The following is a 22,706-nucleotide window of genomic DNA, read 5'->3' as shown; positions in this document are numbered from 1 at the left end:
TTCTGCATAAAAAAATCAGTGGATTTGTGTTAATAAAGATGCTGACTATAACAAAATCCAACTCACTTTTAGTTGAAATACTGACACAATCAAAGTGTGGGTTTAATTCCTTTTTATATTTCTAAGATCTCAGGAGCCTTACTTTGAATATTCAACAAAAAGATGATGGTAAGCATGGCGCATTTGAAATGTATGATCATGACAAGCTTGCAGGCGAAATGGTCTATACATGGGCTGGTGAAAAACTATTTATTATTGATCATACCGATGTCGCAGATGACTATCGTGGGCAAGGTGTAGGCCGTAAGCTTTTAGATGCCGTAGTAGATTTCGCCCGAAACAATCAGATTAAAATTATTCCTTTATGTCCGTATGCAAAATCAGTCTTTGATAAAGATCCATCGATTCGCGATGTACTCAGAGACGCTTAAGTTTTTTATAGTGAAGGCATCCTTTGCTTGATGCCTTCAACTGACCTGTTCAAGAATTCAGCTTGAATCAATAGTTCAATGCGGTGAGATAGACGCACTACTTCAGTAGTTTCAATCTAAGTGCTGAAATTATTTGAGTTTTTGATCTTCTTGTCGCGCCCAATAAGTCGCTAGCGCAGCACCAGAAATATTGTGCCATAAGCTAAAAATAGCACTCGGTACAGCGGTAATTGGAGAAGCTGCAAAATGTACAGCAGCCAAAGCCACGCCTAAACCCGAATTTTGCATACCGACCTCGATGGAAATGGCTTTACTGTCATAATGTGAAAGTTTTAGCCAGCGACTTGCCCAATAACCAATCAAGAAACCCAAGCCGTTATGGAGCATTACGACAGCGAGTATTAATAGTCCAGATTGTAAGATTGAGGCCTTACTCGCCCCAATAATCGCCGCCACAATCAGTACAATCGCAACGACTGAAACCAAAGGCATGACTCGAATATAAGCATCTACTTGTCGAGCAAAATAATGACGGATGATAATGCCTAAAATAATCGGCACAATCACCACCTGTAAGATCGAAATGAACATCGAACTGACATTGATATGAATCCATTGACTGGCTAACAGATAAAAGATCGACGGCGTTAAAATCGGTGCCAATAAAGTCGATACTGACGTACAAGCCACCGAAAGCGCAGTATTGCCTTTGGCCATATAAGTAATGACATTGGATGCAGTTCCACCCGGACAACAACCGACTAAAATTACACCAATGGCAATTTCTGGTGGAAGTTGAAAGAGCTGACATAAGATAAAGGCAAGACTTGGCATCACCACAAAATGTGCCACCACACCAATTAATACGGCTCTTGGATATTGAAGTACAGCGCGAAAATCAGCGATGCTAATCGTCATGCCCATACCCAGCATAATAATACCGAGTATCCACGAAATATAAGCCGTGAGCCAGACAAAATAGCTAGGTTGCCACAACGCGATCGCTGAAAATACAATGACCCAAAGTGCAAAAGTCTTTTGCATCAACTGTGTCAGTCGCAATAATAATGGCATAGCAATATCCTGATCTTTTATCGAATATACGTCGAAATGATTAATTGCCCAATAACTGCGATGAGGTCATTCGTTTAACGCCGCAACTTAGCATTTGCTGCCACGCCTGCTGCAATGAACCATTTAAATCAATGGCTTTACAGGCATCGACCACCACATAACTTTCAAATCCTGCTTGTTTAGCATCCATAGCTGTCCATGCCACACAAAAATCGGTTGCAATACCTGTGATATAAACCGTATCAATCCCACGCTCTTTTAAATATCCAGCAAGTCCTGTAGAAGTCACTCGATCTGCCTCCATAAATGCCGAATAACTATCAATATCTACATGGAATCCTTTACGGATAATCAACTGTGCCGATGGAATATCCAGATCAGGATGTAATTCGGCATCATGTGTTCCTTGTACACAATGCGATGGCCAAAGTACCTGCGTCCCATAAGACAATTCAATATGATCAAACGGCTGTTTACCTGTATGGTTCTCAGCAAAAGAAATATGATCAGCAGGATGCCAGTCCTGAGTCAAAATGACATTGTCAAAAACTTGACCCAAACGATTAATACAGGGAATAATCTGATCAGCATGCGCCACTGCCAAATGTCCACCAGGGGTAAAACCATTTTGAACATCCACCACAATCAAAGCACTATTTTTTCCCTGTTTCATTGCTTTACTCCTTCTATCAAACAGCATCATGAATGCCGAGGTTGTCAGCATCTTATAAGAACTCTGTGACTAAAATAAAGCGTTCATTGCATCACGTATTCGACTTTTATGATTGGCAAAACCGCATAATGATCTCGCATATACAGCTTAAATGTGAGTCTAGTAGATAAAGTTTTGACTGCTTTGACTAAAGCATATTGTTCTTATGCGTCTGATCAGTCATAATTTGCATAATAGTCATTCAACAGAAATCACATTTTTGTTGAGACGCTAAATCAAAAGACTGCAAAACCATCCATCTTTCGTTCTTTATCTCAATGGATGGCACAATAGGATATTTTTTTAAAATGACTCAGCAAGCACAGACCATTCAAGGCTCAATTGTCGCACTCGTCACCCCAATGTTTGAAGATGGTAGCGTAGATTGGAAGAGCCTCGAAAAGCTGGTTGAGTGGCATATTCATCAGGGAACCAATGGTATTGTTGCTGTAGGTACTACGGGCGAACCATCGACATTAAGCATGGAAGAACACACGCAAGTGATCAAAGAAATCATTCGTGTGGCCAATAAACGCATTCCCATTATTGCGGGAACAGGTGCAAACTCAACCCGTGAAGCGATTGAACTGACTCAAGCAGCCAAAGAGCTTGGGGCTGATGCCGCTTTACTTGTCACTCCATATTATAACAAACCGACTCAGGAAGGTTTATTCCAGCATTTTAAAGCAATTGCTGAAGCCGTTGAGCTACCACAGATTCTTTACAATGTCCCAGGTCGTACAGGCGTCGACATGCTCAACGAAACTGTGGTGCGTCTTGCTGATATTGCCAATATCGTAGGTGTCAAAGATGCGACAGGTGATATTGCGCGTGGAAGCGAATTAATCAAAGCCTTAGACGGTAAAATTGCAGTCTATTCAGGCGACGACGAAACGGCATGGCAATTGATGTTGGCTGGTGCAAAAGGCAATATTTCTGTGACTGCCAATGTTGCGCCAAAAATTATGAGCGAACTCTGCGCCTCTGCAGTCAATCATGGCGACGCAGCAGAAGCTGAAGCGATTAACAATAAAGTTGCAAATGTACACAATAATCTATTTTGCGAATCGAACCCAATTCCTGTGAAATGGGCGGTACATGAAATGGGGCTCATTGGTACAGGTATTCGTCTGCCTTTGACTCCTCTTGCACAGCAATATCGCGAACCACTCCGTAATGCCCTGAAAGCAGCGGGAATTATTCAATAAGAGCAGATTATGATGCAGTTACGACTTGGACTAACTTTTGCTATTGCCGCTATGGGTTTAGTAGGCTGTAGTAGTTTTAATAATCATTCTTTAGATTATAAGAATACCACTACACTCGCTCCACTCCAGTTCCCGACAGATGCAACTGTGCGTCCATTTACGCCACTGTATCCTGCGCCGACTGTGGATCAGCTTGCAATTGAAAATGCCCCTAAGCTTGAAAATAAGCAGGGAACACGATTTGCACTACCTCGTCCAGAATCCCTTCAAGCAAATACTGCCGCTGAAAGCAGTGCAGAAGGTACTACCGCAATGGGGCGTCCGCAGCTTGTTGTCGATGGCAATAAAAACCCACTATTACAAATTAGTGGGTCAACCGCAGACATCTGGCAATATACCGTAGCGACACTCAGTAGCCTGAACTACAAAATTTTGGGTGAAAATAAAGCAGGTTATGAAGCAACGATCAAAGTCGGCGAACAAAGTTATGTGTTGAAATTGACAGGCGTGGGCAATACTCACAATCTGGCATTATTTAATCCAGACAATAGCTTTGCCGATCCTGCTAAAGCCACTGAAGTGCTCAATCAGATTTATCAAAATTGGCCAGCCTAGGCATTCTCTAGGCAATTTTTTCTTGAAAAAGGTTCCCCCATGTTAAAACAAACCTTGCTCTATACTGGTAAAGCCAAATCTGTTTATGAAACAGATGATGCAGACCATTTGATTTTAGTCTTTCGTGATGATGCTTCAGCATTTAATGGCGAAAAAATCGAACAACTGGATCGTAAAGGCAAGGTCAACAACCGTTTTAACGCCTTTATCATGGAAAAACTGGCTGAAGCTGGCATCGAAACACATTTTGAGAAATTGCTGACACCAAACGAAGTGTTAGTGAAAAAACTCAATATGATTCCTGTGGAATGTGTGATCCGTAACTTTGCTGCTGGTTCACTTTGCCGTCGTCTCGGTGTTGAAGAAGGCAAGCAATTGACTCCGCCGACCTTTGAGTTGTTTTATAAAGATGATGGTTTAGGCGACCCAATGGTGAATGAATCTCAGGCAATTGCACTGGGCTGGGCGACCGCTGAACAACTTGAAAAAATGAAAGAATTGACCTACAAAGTCAATGATGTATTAAAAGCATTATTTGATGCAGGCGATATGATTCTGGTCGATTTCAAACTTGAATTCGGCGTGTTCCATGACCGTATTGTGCTTGGTGATGAGTTCTCTCCAGATGGTTGCCGTTTGTGGGATAAAGATACCAAGAAAAAACTGGATAAAGACCGCTTCCGTCAAGGTTTAGGCGGTGTGGTTGAAGCGTATGAAGAAGTTGCTGCGCGTTTAGGTATCGATTTAGACAATATCTAAATCTATTTGTTTCATCAAAAACGAGTCAGTCATCTGGCTCGTTTTTTATTTTGTCAAATTAATATCTTGAGCCATACCTTCGATCACATCTGGATGGGCGAAGTTCATACTGTTCCAAATCCGACCCGCCTTTTGCATGACTGATACTACAGAAAATTTTATTGTTCATCAGTCTTAACTATTTGATCGCTTGATTGCATCTGTCTGTATTGTATTCAGAATATACGCCAATTTACTGATAAAAAACCAACAGCGGTAGCCAATCATTAAGCCTCACATATTTAGGCTGATTATAAAAAAATACATAAAAGCTGAATGAATGCTCTGGATTCACATCCATTTATTTTTTAAAAAAGAAATATATAGCCTGATGATAACCACAAAAACCAGCATTGCCGCATTGAATTGTGAGGAGAATAAAATGAGTGCAGAAGAAAAAGAACAGGAAAAAGAGACTGACAATACCCTCACTTGGCGTGAAAAAATGGCGATTGAGGAGCATGAAAAACTTTCGCCTCGACTGGTTTACGAAATTATTCGTAAAAATGGAGTAGAAGAACTTGAACGCCCGACCAAAGCCCTGATTTTCTCAGGTATCACAGCAGGCATCGTCATCAGTTTTTCATTTGTGTTTAAATCTCTTCTCAATGCCTATTTGCCCGATGCCAAGTGGGCTTTTTTGATTGAAAATATGGGCTATACCGTGGGTTTTGTTCTGGTGATTTTAGGACATATGCAACTTTTTACCGAAAATACCATTGCAACAGTCGTTCCTTTATTTAAAAACTTTAGTCTTAAAAAATTAAAAGCTGTATTTCGTCTATGGGGAATCGTGTTTATTTCTAATCTCATCGGCACTGCACTGGCGGCACTTTTTTTACTTAATCCACATCTGTTTGATGCAGATTTGATGCAATCCTTTGATCAATTGGCCCACCATGTCGCCAGTTTTACTATCTCTGAAAATATTATTAAGGGTATTCCTGCGGGTATTTTGATCGCGTCACTGGTCTGGATTTTACCGTCAGCCAATAATAAGTTTTTACTGATCTTTTTTATTACGTATTTGATGGCATTAGGCGGTTTTACGCATGTGATTGTGGGTTCAGCAGAAATGGCCTATTGGGTATTTAAAGGACATGCCACGTTTTCAGACTATATTTTTCAATTTTTATTACCGACCACACTGGGCAATATTATTGGCGGTACTGGGGTATTTACCTTATTGATTTACGGGCAGGTCAATGAAGAACTAGAATAAACAGCAGACTATTGCTGCTGTTGTTCCTGTTGCCAGCGGCGCTGTTGCAAACGTTCGCCCTCAACTTCACGCTTGTTCCGTGCAGATTCATAGAGTTTGACCCCTTTTAATTCGGGCGGCAAATATTCCTGCAATACAAAATGCTCAGGGTAATTATGCGGATAAAGATAATCCACACCATAACCTTGTTGTTTCATCAGTTTAGTTGGCGCATTTCTTAGGTGTAAGGGCACAGGTAAGTTCGCAGTTTTTTCTGCAAGTTCTAAAGCACGATTAATCGCTAAATAGGTACTATTACTTTTCGGACTGGTCGCTAAATACACCGCACATTGACCCAATATAATACGTGCTTCTGGCATGCCTACCGCCTGCACTGAACGGAAGCATTCACCCGCCAGTAGCAAGGCATTTGGGTTCGAATTACCAATATCTTCTGAGGCTGCAATCAGCATACGTCGTGCAATAAACACGGGATCTTCACCGCCTTTTAACATTCGAGCCATCCAATACAACGTCGCATCAGGATCACTACCACGAATGGATTTAATAAATGCCGAGATGATATCGTAATGTTGCTCGCCCGATTTGTCATAGCGCGCGATATTTTGCTGTGCAACTTTAACCGTCACCGCATTGGTCACAATATTTTCAACATCTGCTTCAAAGGTACTGGCAATCAGGTCAATTAAGTTGAGTGCTTTACGTGCATCTCCCGCAGCAAATTGAAACAATGCATCGTATTCTTCAATCTGGATATGCCGTTCTTTTAAAAAAGAATCAGTTTGAATGGCTTTATTCAGCAAAGTTTGAATCGCATCTTGATCCAATGAATTCAGCGTATACACCTGACAACGCGACAGTAAGGCACTATTTACTTCAAACGATGGGTTTTCTGTGGTTGCCCCGATGAGCGTAATTTTGCCCTTTTCAACAGCATTCAGTAAGGCATCCTGCTGCGATTTATTGAAACGGTGAATTTCATCGATAAATACCACTGGCGTAAGTAAATCACCACTTTCCGCGATGATCTCACGTAGCTCTTTCACCCCCGTATTCAGTGCAGATAAACTCACAAAAGGACGATCCACCGCTTGCGCCAGTAACAGTGCAATCGTGGTTTTACCCACGCCTGGCGGCCCCCAAAAGATAATCGAAGGCAAATGTCCCTGATCGATCATTTGACGCAAAGGCGCATGTTGGCCTAGCAAATGATTCTGTCCAATAATTTCGGATAAATCACGTGGACGTAAACGTTCAGGAAGTGGAATATGCGTATCTGACATCATCAATAGCTGTGTAATCTTTTACTGTAGTCTATTGTGTCTGGATCAAATCTACAATTTGATTCTGCAATCAAAGCGACATTCTATTGCGCACTATTGCTCTGAAGCAATTGTTGCATCACACGATAGCTGACCTTAATCCGTTCTTCATTGGGAAAGTTGGTATTGGCCAACATCACCATGCCAATTTTCTGCTGGGGAATAAACGCAACATAAGCGCCAAAACCATTGGTTGCACCCGTTTTATTAAAAAAAGTCGCAGGATCAGCAAGCTTCGGCTGTTTGATCGGGATCACTGCATGACTTTCAAATGCCATTTGCTTGGAATTTCCCTCTAGCAAAGTATCTAGCTTTATTGGATAAGAATATTGCTCCCAACCTAAGCCTTGCGTCATTGCCCCTACTTTAAAATAACCCACATGGGTATTTTCAATCGCTTTACGTAATGGTTGTTTGAGTTGTTGTGGGTTGATTTGTGCATCCAGAAATTTCAACAGATCTGCACTACTACTTTTTACGCCATACGCTTCTGCATCGAACATCCCCGCAGACACCCGCATGGCTTGCTGTCCTTTATATCCCCAAGCATATTGAGTCATCTGCTGTTCAGGGACATCAATAAAACTCTCGTTGAGACCCAATGCAGGAAATAGCATTTTCTCCAACAGTTCAGTATAGGGTTTTTCCATCGCCAAAGCAGTCACATACCCCATTAGCCCAATACTCGGGTTGGAATACTGCCGTTGTGTGCCGATCGTGTTTTTCGGTTGCCATGTCTGGAAATATTTTAACATGTCCTGTTGCTCGGTCACTTGATCTGGAAACTGAAGCGGAAAACCGCCTGCGGTATAAGTTCCCAGATTGAGTAAAGTCGCGTTATTGACTGCTGTATTTTTTAACGCTGGAAAATATTGGGCAGGATGATCGTCAAGAGAAAGTTTGCCTGTTGCCTGAGCATAGCCGGCTAAAGTGGCATTAAAGATCTTACTGACCGAGCCCAATTCAAATAAAGTATGGGAACTGACCGCTTGCTGTGTTTGTTTGGATGCCACACCATAATTGACAAAATAATGTTGTCCATTCAGGCTCACGCCAACTGCAAGTCCAGGAATATTGTACTGCGCTAACAATGGCTTAAACTGTTGATCAATCACTGCTTTCACTTGCTGCTCAGACAAGTCTTTGGCATCTAGCGGTGCACTACAGGCCAAAAGACCCATCAGACATAATGATTTTTTAGACCATAATGGCTTATGGCTATAGCGGGATCGCTGTAGTAACGACAACATGGTTCTTTCTCTATTCACTTTAAAAACTTCAATGATTACTCAAAAATCTAATGAGCTTTGAGTTTCAATAGTCTGGCATTTGCACCATCTTCAATTACCCAGATTGAACCATCTTGCGCCTGTAAAAGTCCACGAATTCGTTGCTTCATGTCTAAACGTTGAACTTCCTGTATAGGTTGCGATTTCAAATCCACCACCGTAATGGATTCTGAAGATAATCCTCCGATCAAGGCTTTACCTTTCCATGCAGGAAATTGATCATCCTGATAGATAATCATACTTGATGGAGAAATCACAGGCGTCCAACTGATCTCTGGTGCCTTAAATTCAGGTCGGGTGGCATGGTCAGGTATTGGCAAACCTGAATAATGATCGCCATTGGAAACCACGGGATATCCATAATTCGCACCTTTGACAATCCGATTGAGTTCATCGCCCCCTTTTGGCCCCATTTCCACCACCCAGAGCTGACCATGTTCATCAAATGCCATCCCCAAAGGATTACGATGACCTAATGACCAGATTTGTGCTGCGACACCACCCTGAGCTGCAAATGGATTTCCCGCCGCAGGACGTCCATCGTCATTTAAACGCACGATTTTACCCAAATTGGACTGCATGTCTTGTGCAGGATCAAATTTTTGGCGTTCACCAGAACTAATCCAGAGTTTACCCTCTCGATCGAAAGCCAAACGATGCGCATAATGTCCCTGACCAGAGACTTTGGGGACTTGCTGCCAAATTTTTTCTATCTCCATCAACTTTGGCTGATTCGGACTGTTTAAATCCAGTTTGGCACGAATAACCACAGCGCCTTGCCCACCTTGACCTGCTTCGGCATAACTCAGATAAATCCAGTGATTTTGGCTAAATTGAGGATGCAAAATCACATCCCCCAAACCACCCTGACCGCCATAACGGACTTTGGGAACCCCTGAAACTTGCAGCATTTGTTTGGAGGTCGGATCAAAAATTTTCAGTACCCCCTGACGTTCAGTGACCAAGAGCCGTCCATCAGGAAGCTGAGCCAATGCCCACGGCTCATCAAAGTTAGCAATCTGTTGCGTTTTAAAACTCTGCTGAATCGCTATCGGCTGATTTGCTGTTTGCGTCTGCTTTGAGCTTGATTGTTGTTCCTGTGAATGAGTATTGTTGGAGCTACAAGCGGTTAATAAAATGAAACTACTACAAACGAGCGACGTGGCAAATGGCATCGTCATCTTGGCAATCCTCGGTTTATTCTCTGTTCTATTGCTATGTTAAAGAGCAGATCAGAAATATATATTTGAAAAATGTATTTTTGTTTTAGTATATATTTCAAATAATTACATGATGTTTCAAAGTCAGCCTAAGTGATCATGCTGTTTCAGCGTTTCAATAATTTTACAATCATCAATATTGCTATTCGACTGGCAACGTGCACGTAACTGTTCAAGCTGTATTTTGAATTTTTCAAATTGTTGAATTTTATGGTTAATATGCCCAAGATGTTGTTCAATGGCTTGATCCACGACTTTACATTGCTGCTGAGGATCTTTGCGTAATTCATTAAGGTCTTCAATCTCATGTAAAGACATGCCCAATTCACGACAATGCCGAATAAAAATCAGTTGATCCAATGCCTCGTCATCATAATAACGATAATTGTTTTCTGCTCGTTTTGCGGGCTGAAGTAAACCGCGTTTTTCATAAAAACGAATGGTATCGACCGCAACCTGAGACTTTTTTGCCAATTCACCAATCAAATATTTCATCATAAGACTTGACCCTAGAGCGACTCCAGACTTTCTAATCAGCTTATCCAAAGTCGAGGAAATTGCAAATGGCATGCTGTAACTGTGATCACGAAGATATCCCTAAAGTTAAAAGCAATAAGTTTAAAATCGCATTATGGATTGCCCTGATTTTAAATTTGGGCATGTTTCTGATTGAAATATTTGGGGGTATGCAGGCCGGTTCGACTTCTCTTTGGGCAGATGCACTGGATTTTTTCGGAGATTCGATTAATTACCTGATTTCATTGCTGGCGCTAGGGTTAAGTCTGTATTGGCGCGCGACGGTTGCGTTATTTAAAGGCCTCACCATGAGCGTATTTGCGCTGATTATTTTAGGAAAAGTGGTCTGGTCATATCTGCATGGTGTTCCACCTGAAGCAATCACCATGGGCATTATTGGCGTGATGGCATTGGTCGCCAATATCATCAGTGCAGTGGTGTTATTTGCGTTCCGTGAGGGTGATGCCAACATGCAATCGGTCTGGTTATGTAGCCGTAATGATGCCATTGGGAATATTGCGGTGATGATTGCGGCATTGGGTGTATTTGGAACACAAAACGTTTTGCCTGATTTGATTGTGGCCTTATTGATGGCAGGCCTAGGATTGAGTGCAGGCTGGAGCATTATCAAAAAGTCACAGCGAGAACGCCGTGAGCAACAGCAAAATCAGTTATCGCACTCGCATTAAACCTCTTTTAACTTTTAACCAATTTGTTAGCGAATCCAGCGGACGATATAATCTTCAATATCGTCCTCTGATACATCGACTTCAGACAGACACCGACCCGCGGCCGATTTACGAGCCTTAATGACACTTTGGCGCGAACCTGTATTTAAATAATGCCATGATGGTAAATTTTTACCTTCATTTAAACGTCGATAAGCACAACTTGAAGGCAGCCAACCTATGCTTTGTAATTTTTCAGGAGTTAGTTGAATACAATCTGGAACGAACTGATGCCGATTGGCATAGTCTGAACACCGTGCCGTTTGGCAATCCAGCAACTTACACGCTACTTTGGTGTAGGCGATTTCTTCGGTGTCTTCATCCTCAAGTTTAATCAGGCAGCATAATCCGCATCCATCACACAAAGCTTCCCACTCTGTTTGATTGAGTTGTTCTAGCGAATAATGTTTCCAGAAAAATGGACGGATTTCAGTGTTCATAAATCAGGTCACTTAACAGCGAATACACATTATAACACTGTTTCTAATGTTCATCCTTTATGTGGTTTATGTAACTCAATTAATTGAATATTAAAGACAATATACAGATTGCACACATAAACAACACATAGCTTTTGCAGCTAAGGTTCTATATTTAAGGAACGATAAATATAAGGAGATTAGAACTATGTTTCGTTGGGCGATTATCTTTGCTGTGATTGCATTGATTGCAAGCTTATTAGGTTTCGGTGGAGTTGCAGGTTTGTCTAAAGACTTTGCAGTCATCCTCTTGGTGGTTGCAGTGATTTTGGCCATTATTGGCTTTATTTCACGAGGTCGGGCTTAACTATAAGCTCACCAATCACTTGGTTTTAAGCTCTATTTTAAAAAGAATCCGAGATTCTTCTGAAATAAATAACGAACCTCATTAGATGCTCATCTAATGGGGTTTTGTTTTGTCCGATCTGTGTCGCTAGCAGTTGATCGAATGAACATAGAATGTGCAACCCTACATAAATTCTCACATTTATAAATGAATTGATTACATTGAATATGCATATCACTGCATTTTTTATGATTTAATCATTTTTAATTTCAGTTTGATAACAGGATTTAGCACATGACATCGACCATCAAAACACGTGAAATTCACTACACCGCAAAAGACGGCTCAAATTTGATTGGTTATTTTGCCGCACCTGTAAGTGAAACACCTGTGGCGGGGGTCATTGTTGCACCAGAATGGTGGGGACGAACCGAATATACCTTACAACGCGCGCGTGAACTGGCAGAACATGGCTATGCCGCTTTGGCTATTGATATGTATGGTGATAAAAAAGTCACAGATCAAGCTTCACAGGCCAATGAGTGGATGACACAAACTTTTCAGGATGCAGACACCATTGTGACACGTGCATCAGCGGGTTTAGAAACTTTGGCTCAGCAACCTGAAGTCAATCCAGAGCAACTCGCTGCTATTGGGTTTTGTTATGGCGGTAAAGTGGTACTGGATCTGGCGCGTTCGGGCGCAGATTTAAAAGCAGTAGCGTCATTTCATGGTACATTAAGTCCTAAGGCACCTGCTGAACAAGGTAAAATTCAAGCTGAGATTTTAGTGTTACATGGTGAACAAGACAGCATGGTGACCCTAGATGATGTCGCTAAATTTAAAGCTGAAATGGATCATGCCGATGTCAATTATGAAGTGATTATTTTAGAAAATGCCAAGCATGGTTTTAGTAATCCTTTAGCCGATGAGCGCGCCAAAGCTAACGGCGTTGATTTAGGTTACAATCCACAAGCCGAGCAGCAAAGCCTAAATGCAATGTATGGCTTACTTGAAAGAACCTTATAAAATTTGCAGCCTATAAAACGATGAAAATGAAAGAGAGGATGGAATCATGACTGAGAAACATTGCCCTTATTGTGAATTTGATGAATATGATGTGATTCATCAAAATGATTTTGGTGCGATTTTGCCCGAAGCTCATCCTCTTTCTAAAGGACATTCGGTCATTATTCCATTACGTCATGTCAGCTCTTTTTTTGACGTCACTGATAAGGAAAGAAAAAGCCTGATTTCCTTAATTGAATTGGCTCGAAATGAGCTTCATCTACGTCATCAACCTGATGGATTTCATATCGCCTTTAATGATGGTGAAGTCTTTGGTGAAAGTGCTGAACACCTTCATATCCATATTATTCCTCGCTATCAAGGTCAGGAGCTTAAATTGGATAAACGCTGGGGCATTGTTCAGGATTAATCCTGTATTTTATTAAAAAAATGATCTTCGGATCATTTTTTTATGCCTATAAAATAGGGTACATGACTTGCTCAGATTAATTTGGTTATACTGCGATACCTGTCTTTGCTGTCCGTGTTATGTCTGATTTTTCTTTTGCCGATGCCCTACTCAACTGGTTCGATCATCATGGTCGTCATGACCTGCCATGGCAAATAGCAGATGATCCTTACAAAGTTTGGGTGTCTGAAATTATGTTACAGCAAACACAAGTCAAAACTGTACTGCAATATTTTGAGCGTTTTATTACGCGCTTTCCTACGGTGGATGATTTAGGAACTGCTTCATGGGAGGATGTTGCCCCGTATTGGGCAGGACTAGGCTATTATGCACGTGCGCGTAATTTGCATAAAGCGGCAATCCAAGTCCATCAGAATGGGCACTTCCCACAAAATCTTGAACAATGGATGGCATTGCCCGGAATCGGTCGTTCGACCGCAGGTGCACTCATGTCATTGGGACTGCGTCAATACGGCGTGATTTTAGATGGTAATGTTAAACGCGTCTTATCGCGTTTTTTTGCCATAGAAGATGATCTCTCCAAGCCTATTCATGAACGTGCATTATGGCAAATAGCCGAGCAGCTTTGCCCAATAGAACGCAATCATGATTACACACAGGCGATTATGGATCTGGGTGCAACCATCTGTACGCCCAAAAAACCATTATGTCTATATTGCCCCATGCAGCAACACTGTAAAGCGTATCAGCAAGGTTTAGAAAATGAGCTGCCATTTAAAAAACCGAAAAAAGCAGTTCCTGTTAAAACTGCGGATGTTGTTCTGATTCAATCAAATGGACAATGGCTTTGGCAGCAGCGCGATTCACACGGTTTATGGGGTGGGTTATGGTGCTTACCCATTATTGAAGATAAAAAAATATTATTAGAGTGGCGCTCACAATTTGACCTAACCCCTATTTCCAGTCAAATGCAAATCTCGCATAGTTTCACGCATTTCACATGGTTGCTGAATATACAAATGTTCCACGTGGAACCAGAACAACAAGAACATCTGACGACGGAGTTAAATGGCTGTTGGTTAAGCCCTGAACAAGCAACAGCCAAAGGAATTCCGACCGCTATGAAAAAATTGATCTTGGCTATCGATTCATGACATAGTGCAGATCGTGATCATAACAATAATGGAGAGCTTGTGCCTCGCTATCTCCCCTATTTCATTCTTGGCTTTATTATCAGCTTGTTTGCTGCCTGTACCACGGTTCCGAAAAAATCGCAGCCTTTACCCGCCAATCGCGTTGCTCAATTACAAATGCAAAGACTGGATACACGCTTACCGATTCCAGTTAAAGGAATAAAGCGCAATGAATTGACCGATACATGGGGAGCAGCCCGTGGTCAGGGTCGCCGCCATGAAGGAATTGACATTATGGCTCCACGTGGAACAAAAGTGTACAGCTCCACTGATGGATTAGTGGCAGATTTGCGTGATAATAATTTGGGCGGCAAGGTCATCTGGATTTTAGGACCCTCAGGCTCATGGCATTATTATGCGCATCTGGATGGGCATAAACGTGGTCTTGCCGTCGGAGATTATGTCAAAAAAGGTGATCTGATTGGCTATGTCGGCAATACAGGCAATGCCCGATATACTGCCACCCATTTGCATTATGGACTTTATTTATCTGGCAAAGGACGCGGTGCAGTCAACCCTTACTCATATTTACGTTAGGAAAATACATGATGTCTGAAGCTTTAATCAATCGATTGGTTGAATTTGCCGAATCTGGTAATCAACAAAAAATCTGTTTGAATGAAAAATGCTATCAGGGCTGGATTATGGAAATTTCTGAAGATGCCCTACTCATGAGCACAGGCTATGCAGATAAATCTGGTCAAGATTTCTGGCTTAAATTTGAAGATTTAACACGGGCAGAACTTTATTATTGGGATACATCATCAGATCAGTGGATACTATTTACTTTATAACCATCATTTAAATCTTGGCTCAAAATGAGGAACAGCGCATGTCGGTGCAACGTTGTGGTTGGTGTTCAAGTGATCCGCTTTATATGGATTATCATGATCAAGAATGGGGAAAACCTGAGTATAAAGAAGCCCGACTGTTTGAAATGCTCTGTCTGGAAGGACAGCAAGCGGGGCTTTCATGGATCACCGTACTTAAAAAACGTGAAAGCTATCGACAGCATTTTTTTCAATACCCAATCGCAGACATCGCCCAACTTACAGATCAACAACTTGAACATAAACTCAGTGATACAGGTTTAATTCGCCATATCGGTAAACTCAAAGCAATTCGTGACAATGCGATTGCTTGGCAGAATCTCAAAGACCAAGGGCATGATATGTCACAATGGCTTTGGGAAACGGTACAGCAGCAGCCCATCATCAATGATGTCGCAGATTATCGTCAGGCACCCGCTCAAACCGAACACAGTTTGCAATTGTCAAAGCGTTTAAAGAAACACGGCTTTAAATTTGTAGGTCCCACCACCTGTTATGCATTTATGCAAGCCGTTGGCATGGTCAATGACCATGAAAATTATTGTTCTTTTCGATCCTAAAGTTATATACAAGGACATACAGCATGAGCAACAACGTCATTCACGCTTACGCAGCAATGCAAGCAGGCGAGCCACTGGTTCCCTATCAATTCGATGCAGGTGAATTACAACCACATCAAGTAGAAATCAAAGTTGAATATTGTGGTCTTTGTCATTCCGATATTTCAGTCATCAATAATGAATGGCAATCATCTCAATATCCTGTCATCGCAGGACATGAAGTCATTGGAACTATTACTCAACTGGGCAGTGAAGCCAAAGGCTTAAAAGTCGGGCAACGAGTTGGCTTGGGTTGGACGGCGGAAAGCTGTCAATCTTGTGATCAATGTATAAGTGGTCAGCAAGTGTTGTGTACTGGCGAACATACCGCGACTATTGTCGGCCATGCAGGCGGGTTTGCCGATAAAGTTCGTGCTGGTTGGCAATGGGTCATTCCTCTACCTGATGATCTAGATCCGACTAGCGCAGGACCATTGCTCTGTGGCGGCATCACCGTATTTGATCCGATTTTGAAACATCAGATTCAGGCTATTCACCATGTTGCTGTGATTGGAATCGGTGGCTTAGGTCATATGGCAATTAAACTGCTTAAAGCATGGGGCTGCGAAATTACCGCATTTACTTCTCATCCAGATAAGACGGATGAACTTAAAGCAATGGGTGCAGATCATGTGGTGAATAGCCGTGATGATGCCGCACTGAAAGCACAACGTGGTAAGTTTGATTTATTACTTAGTACCGTGAATGTGACACTGAACTGGAATGCCTATTTAAATACATTGGCGCCAAATGGCACGGTTCATTTTCTAGGTTTGGTGTTAGAACCCGTCGCGGTGCCTGTCGGCGCGTTAATTAGTGGAGCAAAGTCAGTTACAGGCTCACCAACCGGTTCTCCTGCTGCACTGCGCCAGTTATTAAAATTTGCTGCACGTAAAAATATTGCCCCGCAGATTGAGCTTTATCCTATGTCCAAACTCAATGATGCAATAGAACGTTTGCATTCAGGTCACGCGCGTTATCGTATCGTGTTAAAAGCAGATTTTTAAATCAGTTATTTTGCAGGCAAGTTCTGATACGACTTGCCTGAAGTTTTAATCAATATCAATCCACTGCCTGTTTCACCCACTCCGCCAGAAACAAAATCGCTTCTTGTAACTGCGGCGTCAGCGCATGTCCAGCATTCAGCCGTACAAAGTGCTGATAACGCTCATCCTCTCCAAATACCACGCCCGGTACAATATTAATCTGATGCTGTTGGGCTGCCAGATACAAAGCCAAACTATCAATCTTTTGAGGAAGTTCCAACCACAAGGCATAGCCCCCCTGTGGTTGACTTAGACCGATATTCAACGGTGCAAATGCCTTTAAAATATATCGACGATATTGTTCAACCTGTTGCATCAACTGAGGTTGTAAACGGCTTAAATGGTTACGATATTCCCGACTATAAATAAAGTCTGCCAAACCCAGTTGTAGCGGCGTATTGACACTGATATTGGCTGAATAGAATTCAGGATACATCGCTTTTAATTGCCCACCAATACAAAACCAACCCACACGATACGCTGTAGACAATGACTTTGACACCGAACCAACCCAGACCACATAGCCGTGTTGATCCCAATATTTAATCGGTAAGGGTCGCTGCCCCTGATAACTACACTCGGCATAAATATCGTCTTCTAAGATAATACAGTGATATTGTGCAGCCAATTGCGCAATTTTCTGTTTATCAACATCACTCAAAACGTATCCCAAAGGATTCTGAAAATTAGCCGTTAGCAGACATAATTTTGGCCGATGCTCTGCCATCGCCTGCTCTAAACGGACTAAATCAATCCCTGTTGCATCGGCAGGTGTTTCAATAATACGGCGCTTTAAGCCTGCGATCAGTTGTAATTGTCCATTAAAGGTGGGGGTGGGAATAAGAATACTGTCGCCTTGTAAACTGAGTTGCTGAATTAACAGGGCGAGTGCTGGCATACAACCATTAGTGATAAAAATATCTTGAGGGGCAATGTACATTCCATCTTCCCGCCAATGCGCGGCCAAAGCCTCACGCAAATGCAGATGCCCCTGTCGATTACAATATAAAAAGTCTTCAGGTTTACAGTGTTTAAGTGCTCGCTGAATAGAACGGCGTAAAGGCTCGATGGGAACCAGTTGAGGACTCAACTGTATCGCACCAAAGGGAGCTAAATGAGGCTGAATAGAAGCCTCCTGAATCTGATTTTGCAATAATAAATTAGTGACGGCACGAGGTCTGGATTCAAAACTCGGACTGGTCGGTAAGCGACTACTCAGCTTTGGCGCTTTAACGAAATAGCCAGATTTCGGCTTAACTTCAATTAATCCCTGTGCTTCCAGCAATTCATAACAACGTTGTGCGGTACTTATACTAACCTGATGCTGATCTGCAAAATCACGTAATGAACTCAATTTTTGCTGCGGCAAAAGCTGTTGCTGATAAATCTTGTTCGCGATCTGCTGTGCTAAACGCTGATAATGAAACTGCATATCTGTACTGCTTTTTTATCAAAATCTGTATCTGTCATGGTCTATACAATCCAATTATGCTCTAAAAAGCAACCACCATGAGATAAGTTCATGAAAAAATTATGCTTTATGCTGAGTATAGGTCTACTACTGAGCGCATGTCAGCCTTTAAGTGCTGAAAAACAGCAACAGGATTTTATTTGTCGCAGTATGATTCAAGGCTATCTGAAAATACAGCAGTATACTGAATACAAATTATGGTCGGTGGATATGCAGCGCCCAAAACTGTTTCGTTATATTTATCGACCAGTGACCGACAATGGCATGATGATCGGCGCACTAAAAAATCAGGCATTAAACTTTGACTGTATTCAGGACCAGATGACATTTCGTTTACGATTGAAACCCAAGCAAAGCTTAATGGAATTTCAGCTCCCTCAAGCAAAACTATGATGCCACAGCCGTTGAAAATTGCTGGCTCAACTCATCTGCCAAAAACTCAATAAATAAACGTACCCGTTTTGGCAGATGTTTTTGTTGATAATACACCGCATGAATATGCTGGTACTGTAATTCAATCTGATCTTCAAACAAAGCAACTAAACGCCCTGCCTCTAAATCCTGCCAGATTTCATATTCTGATAATCGCGCAATACCATGACCCGCCAAGGTCAGTTGTCTGACTGTTTCACCACTAGACGCCTTGATTTTCGGAGAAACTATCACATAGTCATCGCCTATTTTTAAGGGCCATGTATTTAAGTAAACGGGTTTGCTAAATCCCACCAATTGATGTTGTAAGAGTGATTGTGGTGTCTGGGGAATACCCGCCTGCTCCAAATAATCGGGGCTTGCCACAATATATAACCGTGATTTACATACCAATTTGGCATGTAGACTCGAATCATGTAATGCGCCAAAACGAATCGCAACATCGGTTTTATGCTGCAATAAATCGATGACCTGCTCATTGCTATTTAGCTCGATCTCAATTTTGGGATAGCGTTGCATAAATTTTTGCATCAGCGGAGCAAGCACATGTAAAACAAAGGGTGTTGCTGAATCAATCCGAATCAGACCAGAAGTATCACTGTCAGATTTCAGTAATGCATCTTCCGCTTCGGCCAATTCTGCCAAAATTGAACGCGCTTTATCTAAAAATAAACGACCTTCTTGTGTCAGTTTCAACTTACGAGTGGTTCGCTCAAGTAATGTGACCTGTAGTTTCTTTTCTAATCGATTGAGCGCACGACTCAAACCTGATGGGGTTTGCTGAAGCTGCTCTGCCGCTGCCACAATTGAGCCTGTATCAACAATACTTATAAATGCGATCAATTCTTCGATGGTAGATTTCATAGGCTGTTATTCGTGATTCCTAGTCAATAATATTTTGCTTACTCCAGTATTTTTTCGCAACAATGTTCAGCACAAAATACATGCCCAATCTTGATCAGTCTTGATGCAGATCATTTCTTCATTGATAAGGCGCTTAAGCATGCAGATTGCATATTTACCCCCCCTTATGACGACAATCTTAGGAAGATCCTCATGAACCGCAATTTACCCTTGTTGGCTTTAGCAATTGGTGCATTTGCGATCGGCACCACTGAATTCTCTCCGATGGGATTATTGCCCAATATTGCTCATGATTTGGGTGTCAGTATTCCTCGCGCTGGTCTTTTGATTACAGGTTATGCTATGGGGGTGATGCTTGGTGCGCCGATCATGACTTTATACTTTGGACACTTTTCACGACGTAAAGCACTCATTTTACTGATGTCATTATTTACACTGGGCAATTTACTCGCTGCAATTGCACCAAACTATTGGAGTCTAATGATTGCCCGACTCATCACCAGCCTTAATCATGGCGCTTTTTTTGGTATTGGTTCCGTAGTCGCAGCTAGTGTCGTGCCCGTACATAAACAGGCCAGTGCAGTAGCTGCCATGTTTATGGGGCTTACCCTTGCCAATATTGGTGGTGTACCTTTGGCGACATGGCTCGGTCAAAATATTGGCTGGCGACTGTCTTTTTTGGCAATCTCCACCCTCGGTTTAGTCACCATGTGGTCGTTATATCAAGCGTTGCCCAAGGCTGCTCCAGCCCAACGTCCAGATGTTAAAGCAGAGTTAAAGGTACTAATACAACCTTCCGTCCTCATGGCATTGTTGACGACTGTGCTCGGAGCTAGTGCCATGTTCACTTTATATACCTATATCGCCCCAGCACTCACTTATTTTAATCAGGCCTCACCGACTTTCATTACGCTAATGCTAGTGTTAATCGGGGTTGGTTTTTCGATTGGAAATCACTTGGGTGGTAAGTTGGCAGATCTTGCACTCAATAAAACCCTGATAGGATTTTTTAGTCTGCTCGTTATCGTCATGCTCTGTTTTCCCTGGTTGGCGCAGACACAACTGGGAGCAGCTTTCGGTCTGACGCTATGGGGAGTTGCAGCTTTTGGGCTAGTTCCACCCGTCCAAATGCGGGTCATGAAAATGGCTCATGCGGCACCTGGACTGGCTTCATCAATTAATGTGGGCGCATTTAATCTGGGCAATGCCATTGGCGCTGCGGTCGGTGGTTTAGTGCTCAGTTTAGATCTGGGTTATGTCGCTGTTTGTTTTGCTGGTGCAGGATTGGCAGGGCTCGGCTTAGTCTTGATTTTGCTACAGATACAACGCAATAAATCAACGATTCGAACCAAGCAGCAATGTTCAGCTTAATAGAGAAAGTGCCCCTTATGGGCACTTTACTTATTTTAAAATATCAGGCAATTTTGCCGAAAAGTTTGTGGGCTTTTGTAGTTCCATTTTCATTTTCATCAACATTTGATAAGGCTGTTGCTGCACAAACATATTCACGAAACTCAAGGGGATCGATCCACCTGGGTCAGCATAGCCACTGGTGCTGACCTTCACCCTATTGGCTCCAAGTTTTTGGAAAGTCCAGTCGCCTTCATATTTATTTAAACGAATTCGGTCTTTTTGCGCAGGATAATAACCCGTCATCGCATTGTTTTTAATACTAATGATACCTGCGCTGGTTTTGGACATTTTGCCTTTCACCACCAAATCCCGATCTTTTAATGGAAATGGAAAATCAAGCACCATATACAGTATGAACTCCCCCTTTTTGTCATCACGTGATAACACTTTGGTTTCACTGACATAAGGTACCCATTTCGATGCATATTCTACATTGAGAATCAGTCCAACAGCCTGCTCAATGGAAACATCAAATGTCGTTTCTGCTTTGTACTGAATGACAGGATTATTTGCAGTCTGATAGGTCCAGACCTTAATATTATTCTTGTCTAAGCTTAGTTTAGCTTCAGTTGCAGGTCCTGCATGCACTATGAGACTACTCAGGCTCAAAGTGCATGCCAACATCCATGATTTATTATTCATTTTATTCTCAAATCGATTTTATTTTTTAGCGGTGATGACGGTTGCAATTACACCTGAATGTCATTAAATCCCAGTACATCTTTCATATCGTATTTATGTGCTTCACGACCCACGACCCATGCCGCAGCACGTACTGCACCCGCTGCAAAATTCATACGACTGGTAGCTTTATGGGTAATTTCAACCCGTTCCCCTTCACCAATAAACATAGCTGTATGTTCACCGACAATATCTCCACCACGAATAGTTTGAAAACCAATGCTTTGACGTTCCCGTGGTCCTGTATGACCCTCACGACAGTAAACAGCATCCTGTTTCAGGTCACGCCCTAAAGTCTCTGCAATCGCCTCGCCCATCATCAGGGCAGTACCCGATGGTGCATCGACTTTATGACGATGATGCGCTTCAATAATTTCAATATCAACGCTATCCCCAAAGACTTTAGCTGCAAGTTCTAATAGCTTAATGGAAACATTGACACCAACCGAATAATTAGCAGCATACACCACAGGCGTTTGAGTAGCAGTATCATTCAATAATTGTTTTTGTGCATCGGAAAAGCCTGTGGTGCCAATCACCATCGCCACACCAGCTTCAGCACATAGCTTCAAATGCTGTTCAGTGGCTGATGGTGCGGTAAAGTCAATCACGACATCACAGTCTGTTAATACATCTGCCAAACTGCCAGCGACCTTGACGCCTATATGACCCATCCCTGCCAGCTCACCTGCATCGCTGCCCACTAAACTACTTTCTGGACGTTCGACCGCCGCGGCCAACTGATAGCCTGCCTGTTGTACGGCTTGAATCAGGGTGCGCCCCATACGACCACCTGCGCCCAATACACCAATGCGTGGAGATGCTGACATAATCTGTTC

27 protein-coding genes are annotated in these 22,706 nt (G+C 42.3%); 16 read left to right on the top strand and 11 right to left on the bottom strand.

The window, feature by feature from the left end:
• Nucleotides 1-143 precede the first annotated feature (143 nt).
• Nucleotides 144-431 (top strand): GNAT family N-acetyltransferase, encoded by a 288-nt coding sequence (locus JR005_RS05025; protein WP_034700186.1) that lies wholly within the window; start codon nt 144-146, stop codon nt 429-431.
• 129 nt (nt 432-560) lie between these two features.
• Here the strand turns inward: JR005_RS05025 and JR005_RS05020 are convergent, their stop codons facing one another.
• Both JR005_RS05020 and pncA read right to left on the bottom strand, forming a co-directional pair.
• Nucleotides 561-1,505 carry a bile acid:sodium symporter family protein gene (locus JR005_RS05020; protein WP_218665663.1) on the bottom strand — a complete coding sequence of 315 codons (945 nt, stop codon included), beginning with the start codon at nt 1,503-1,505 and terminating at the stop codon, nt 561-563.
• A 40-nt stretch (nt 1,506-1,545) separates the two neighbouring features.
• Nucleotides 1,546-2,178 (bottom strand): bifunctional nicotinamidase/pyrazinamidase, encoded by a 633-nt coding sequence (gene pncA, locus JR005_RS05015; RefSeq protein ID WP_218665662.1) that lies wholly within the window; start codon nt 2,176-2,178, stop codon nt 1,546-1,548.
• 347 nt (nt 2,179-2,525) lie between these two features.
• Here pncA and dapA point away from each other — a divergent pair, with 347 nt between their 5' ends.
• From dapA to JR005_RS04995, 4 genes are all read left to right on the top strand, one after another.
• On the top strand, nt 2,526-3,425 hold the full coding sequence (gene dapA / locus JR005_RS05010; RefSeq protein WP_004986075.1) for a 4-hydroxy-tetrahydrodipicolinate synthase: 900 nt from the start codon (nt 2,526-2,528) through the stop codon (nt 3,423-3,425).
• A gap of 9 nt (nt 3,426-3,434) precedes the next feature.
• Nucleotides 3,435-4,040, top strand: coding sequence for a hypothetical protein (locus JR005_RS05005; protein ID WP_004999522.1), 606 nt, complete (start codon nt 3,435-3,437; stop codon nt 4,038-4,040).
• A gap of 39 nt (nt 4,041-4,079) precedes the next feature.
• Nucleotides 4,080-4,799 (top strand): phosphoribosylaminoimidazolesuccinocarboxamide synthase, encoded by a 720-nt coding sequence (gene purC / locus JR005_RS05000; RefSeq protein WP_004986080.1) that lies wholly within the window; start codon nt 4,080-4,082, stop codon nt 4,797-4,799.
• Between the two features lie 421 nt (nt 4,800-5,220).
• On the top strand, nt 5,221-6,060 hold the full coding sequence (locus JR005_RS04995; RefSeq protein WP_044435492.1) for a formate/nitrite transporter family protein: 840 nt from the start codon (nt 5,221-5,223) through the stop codon (nt 6,058-6,060).
• An 8-nt stretch (nt 6,061-6,068) separates the two neighbouring features.
• On the opposite strand, the gene JR005_RS04990 is transcribed toward JR005_RS04995, so the two are convergent.
• From JR005_RS04990 to JR005_RS04975, 4 genes are all read right to left on the bottom strand, one after another.
• Nucleotides 6,069-7,343: a replication-associated recombination protein A gene (locus JR005_RS04990; protein ID WP_010589014.1), complete on the bottom strand. Its 1,275-nt coding sequence runs from the start codon at nt 7,341-7,343 to the stop codon at nt 6,069-6,071.
• Nucleotides 7,344-7,426: 83 nt separating this feature from the next.
• The gene (ampC, locus tag JR005_RS04985) at nt 7,427-8,563 is read right to left on the bottom strand and encodes a class C beta-lactamase (RefSeq protein WP_372464143.1); all 1,137 of its coding nucleotides are present in this window, start codon (nt 8,561-8,563) and stop codon (nt 7,427-7,429) included.
• Nucleotides 8,564-8,679: 116 nt separating this feature from the next.
• Nucleotides 8,680-9,852 (bottom strand): PQQ-dependent sugar dehydrogenase, encoded by a 1,173-nt coding sequence (locus JR005_RS04980; RefSeq protein ID WP_034700178.1) that lies wholly within the window; start codon nt 9,850-9,852, stop codon nt 8,680-8,682.
• A gap of 123 nt (nt 9,853-9,975) precedes the next feature.
• Nucleotides 9,976-10,389: a Cd(II)/Pb(II)-responsive transcriptional regulator gene (locus JR005_RS04975; protein ID WP_004986095.1), complete on the bottom strand. Its 414-nt coding sequence runs from the start codon at nt 10,387-10,389 to the stop codon at nt 9,976-9,978.
• 65 nt (nt 10,390-10,454) lie between these two features.
• Between JR005_RS04975 and JR005_RS04970 the strand changes: the two genes are divergently transcribed.
• On the top strand, nt 10,455-11,096 hold the full coding sequence (locus JR005_RS04970) for a cation transporter (RefSeq protein ID WP_218665661.1): 642 nt from the start codon (nt 10,455-10,457) through the stop codon (nt 11,094-11,096).
• A 26-nt stretch (nt 11,097-11,122) separates the two neighbouring features.
• On the opposite strand, the gene JR005_RS04965 is transcribed toward JR005_RS04970, so the two are convergent.
• Entirely contained in the window at nt 11,123-11,575 is a 453-nt protein-coding gene (locus JR005_RS04965) for a YcgN family cysteine cluster protein (protein WP_004986099.1), read from the bottom strand.
• Between the two features lie 187 nt (nt 11,576-11,762).
• Between JR005_RS04965 and JR005_RS04960 the strand changes: the two genes are divergently transcribed.
• The 8 genes from JR005_RS04960 to ahr all read left to right on the top strand — a co-directional run bounded on the left by JR005_RS04960 (nt 11,763) and on the right by ahr (nt 16,967).
• Nucleotides 11,763-11,921, top strand: a complete 159-nt coding sequence (locus JR005_RS04960) for a DUF1328 domain-containing protein (RefSeq protein WP_004986102.1) — start codon at nt 11,763-11,765, stop codon at nt 11,919-11,921.
• Nucleotides 11,922-12,194: 273 nt separating this feature from the next.
• Complete coding sequence (locus tag JR005_RS04955) at nt 12,195-12,929, top strand: dienelactone hydrolase family protein (protein ID WP_004986105.1); 735 nt, start codon at nt 12,195-12,197, stop codon at nt 12,927-12,929.
• 46 nt (nt 12,930-12,975) lie between these two features.
• Nucleotides 12,976-13,338, top strand: a complete 363-nt coding sequence (locus JR005_RS04950; RefSeq protein ID WP_004986107.1) for an HIT family protein — start codon at nt 12,976-12,978, stop codon at nt 13,336-13,338.
• A 119-nt stretch (nt 13,339-13,457) separates the two neighbouring features.
• On the top strand, nt 13,458-14,492 hold the full coding sequence (mutY, locus tag JR005_RS04945; protein ID WP_004986108.1) for an A/G-specific adenine glycosylase: 1,035 nt from the start codon (nt 13,458-13,460) through the stop codon (nt 14,490-14,492).
• Nucleotides 14,493-14,531: 39 nt separating this feature from the next.
• Complete coding sequence (locus tag JR005_RS04940) at nt 14,532-15,068, top strand: M23 family metallopeptidase (RefSeq protein ID WP_004986111.1); 537 nt, start codon at nt 14,532-14,534, stop codon at nt 15,066-15,068.
• Between the two features lie 11 nt (nt 15,069-15,079).
• The gene (locus JR005_RS04935) at nt 15,080-15,325 is read left to right on the top strand and encodes a hypothetical protein (protein ID WP_010589012.1); all 246 of its coding nucleotides are present in this window, start codon (nt 15,080-15,082) and stop codon (nt 15,323-15,325) included.
• A gap of 38 nt (nt 15,326-15,363) precedes the next feature.
• On the top strand, nt 15,364-15,921 hold the full coding sequence (locus JR005_RS04930) for a DNA-3-methyladenine glycosylase I (RefSeq protein ID WP_004986114.1): 558 nt from the start codon (nt 15,364-15,366) through the stop codon (nt 15,919-15,921).
• A gap of 23 nt (nt 15,922-15,944) precedes the next feature.
• Nucleotides 15,945-16,967 carry an NADPH-dependent aldehyde reductase Ahr gene (gene ahr / locus JR005_RS04925; RefSeq protein WP_004986117.1) on the top strand — a complete coding sequence of 341 codons (1,023 nt, stop codon included), beginning with the start codon at nt 15,945-15,947 and terminating at the stop codon, nt 16,965-16,967.
• 55 nt (nt 16,968-17,022) lie between these two features.
• On the opposite strand, the gene JR005_RS04920 is transcribed toward ahr, so the two are convergent.
• Complete coding sequence (locus JR005_RS04920; protein ID WP_004986119.1) at nt 17,023-18,438, bottom strand: PLP-dependent aminotransferase family protein; 1,416 nt, start codon at nt 18,436-18,438, stop codon at nt 17,023-17,025.
• A gap of 90 nt (nt 18,439-18,528) precedes the next feature.
• Here JR005_RS04920 and JR005_RS04915 point away from each other — a divergent pair, with 90 nt between their 5' ends.
• The gene (locus tag JR005_RS04915; RefSeq protein WP_004986121.1) at nt 18,529-18,870 is read left to right on the top strand and encodes a hypothetical protein; all 342 of its coding nucleotides are present in this window, start codon (nt 18,529-18,531) and stop codon (nt 18,868-18,870) included.
• Here JR005_RS04915 and JR005_RS04910 read toward each other — a convergent pair.
• Nucleotides 18,865-19,773 (bottom strand): LysR family transcriptional regulator, encoded by a 909-nt coding sequence (locus tag JR005_RS04910; protein WP_004986124.1) that lies wholly within the window; start codon nt 19,771-19,773, stop codon nt 18,865-18,867. The two genes, JR005_RS04915 and JR005_RS04910, sit on opposite strands and share 6 nt — an antisense overlap.
• A 192-nt stretch (nt 19,774-19,965) precedes the next feature.
• Here JR005_RS04910 and JR005_RS04905 point away from each other — a divergent pair, with 192 nt between their 5' ends.
• A complete protein-coding gene (locus tag JR005_RS04905) occupies nt 19,966-21,144 on the top strand; it encodes an MFS transporter (RefSeq protein WP_004986126.1) in 1,179 nt (392 codons plus the stop codon).
• Between the two features lie 30 nt (nt 21,145-21,174).
• Here the strand turns inward: JR005_RS04905 and JR005_RS04900 are convergent, their stop codons facing one another.
• Both JR005_RS04900 and dapB read right to left on the bottom strand, forming a co-directional pair.
• Complete coding sequence (locus JR005_RS04900) at nt 21,175-21,828, bottom strand: START domain-containing protein (protein ID WP_004986129.1); 654 nt, start codon at nt 21,826-21,828, stop codon at nt 21,175-21,177.
• A gap of 47 nt (nt 21,829-21,875) precedes the next feature.
• Nucleotides 21,876-22,697 carry a 4-hydroxy-tetrahydrodipicolinate reductase gene (dapB, locus tag JR005_RS04895; RefSeq protein WP_004986131.1) on the bottom strand — a complete coding sequence of 274 codons (822 nt, stop codon included), beginning with the start codon at nt 22,695-22,697 and terminating at the stop codon, nt 21,876-21,878.
• Nucleotides 22,698-22,706 lie beyond the last annotated feature (9 nt).

This window comes from Acinetobacter sp. Colony158, from assembly GCF_019264745.1.
Taxonomy (GTDB): domain Bacteria; phylum Pseudomonadota; class Gammaproteobacteria; order Pseudomonadales; family Moraxellaceae; genus Acinetobacter; species Acinetobacter ursingii.
The sequence above is the reverse complement of the archived record's forward strand: the minus strand, read 5'-3'. Positions and strand labels throughout refer to the sequence as shown.